We start from the raw sequence: 1,646 nt of genomic DNA, 5'->3' as shown, positions 1-1,646 counted from the left end.
GTTATCTTCCTTAGAAAGGAGGTGATCCAGCCGCACCTTCCGATACGGCTACCTTGTTACGACTTCACCCCAATCATTGGTCCCACCTTCGGCGGCTAGCTCCAAAAGGTTACCCCACCGACTTCGGGTGTTACCAACTCTCGTGGTGTGACGGGCGGTGTGTACAAGGCCCGGGAACGTATTCACCGTGGCATGCTGATCCACGATTACTAGCGATTCCGGCTTCATGCAGGCGAGTTGCAGCCTACAATCCGAACTGAGAATGGCTTTTTGGGATTTGCTTCACCTCGCGGCTTCGCGGCCCATTGTACCATCCATTGTAGCACGTGTGTTGCCCAGGTCATAAGGGGCATGATGATTTGACGTCATCCCCACCTTCCTCCGGTTTGTCACCGGCAGTCACCTTAGAGTGCCCAACTGAATGCTGGCAACTAAGGTTAAGGGTTGCGCTCGTTGCGGGACTTAACCCAACATCTCACGACACGAGCTGACGACAACCATGCACCACCTGTCACTCGGTCCCCGAAGGGAAGACCCTATCTCTAGGGTGGTCCGAGGATGTCAAGACCTGGTAAGGTTCTTCGCGTTGCTTCGAATTAAACCACATGCTCCACCGCTTGTGCGGGCCCCCGTCAATTCCTTTGAGTTTCAGCCTTGCGGCCGTACTCCCCAGGCGGAGTGCTTATTGCGTTAACTGCAGCACTAAGGGTGGAACCCCCTAACACCTAGCACTCATCGTTTACGGCGTGGACTACCAGGGTATCTAATCCTGTTCGCTCCCCACGCTTTCGCGCCTCAGCGTCAAGCACAGACCAGAGAGCCGCCTTCGCCACTGGTGTTCCTCCACATCTCTACGCATTTCACCGCTACACGTGGAATTCCGCTCTCCTCTTCTGTCTTCAAGTTCCCCAGTTTCCAATGACCGCTTGCGGTTGAGCCGCAAGATTTCACATCAGACTTAAGGAACCGCCTGCGCGCGCTTTACGCCCAATAATTCCGGACAACGCTTGCCACCTACGTATTACCGCGGCTGCTGGCACGTAGTTAGCCGTGGCTTTCTGGTTAGGTACCGTCAAGGCTCCGCCCTATTCGAACGGAACTTGTTCTTCCCTAACAACAGAGTTTTACGACCCGAAGGCCTTCCTCACTCACGCGGCGTTGCACCGTCAGACTTTCGTCCATTGCGGATGATTCCCTACTGCTGCCTCCCGTAGGAGTCTGGGCCGTGTCTCAGTCCCAGTGTGGCCGATCACCCTCTCAGGTCGGCTACGCATCGTGGCCTTGGTGAGCTGTTACCTCACCAACTAGCTAATGCGCCGCGGGCCCATCTGTAAGTGATAGCAAGAAGCCATCTTTCAACATCGGATCATGCGATCCGATGAGTTATCCGGTATTAGCCCCGGTTTCCCGGAGTTATCCCAGTCTTACAGGCAGGTTGCCCACGTGTTACTCACCCGTCCGCCGCTCGTTCCACAGACGTCCTCCCGAAGGATTCAGTCTGCTTCCCGCGCTCGACTTGCATGTATTAGGCACGCCGCCAGCGTTCGTCCTGAGCCAGGATCAAACTCTCCATAAAAGTAGTTTGATTGGCTTAAATAGTTAAATCGTTTTTGACTCGCCAATCCGAGTAAAAAACGTGAATTGAC

The 1,646-nt window shown here is 54.7% G+C and carries 1 rRNA gene; it reads right to left on the bottom strand.

Going from position 1 to position 1,646, the window contains the following annotated elements:
* Positions 1 to 14 precede the first annotated feature (14 nt).
* Positions 15 to 1,576 (bottom strand): 16S ribosomal RNA (locus JCM13188_RS17115).
* Between the last annotated feature and the right edge of the window lie 70 nt (positions 1,577 to 1,646).

The organism is Piscibacillus salipiscarius JCM 13188, assembly GCF_001311865.1.
Taxonomy (GTDB): domain Bacteria; phylum Bacillota; class Bacilli; order Bacillales; family Alkalibacillaceae; genus Piscibacillus; species Piscibacillus salipiscarius.
This window is presented reverse-complemented; position numbering and strand designations above follow the sequence as displayed.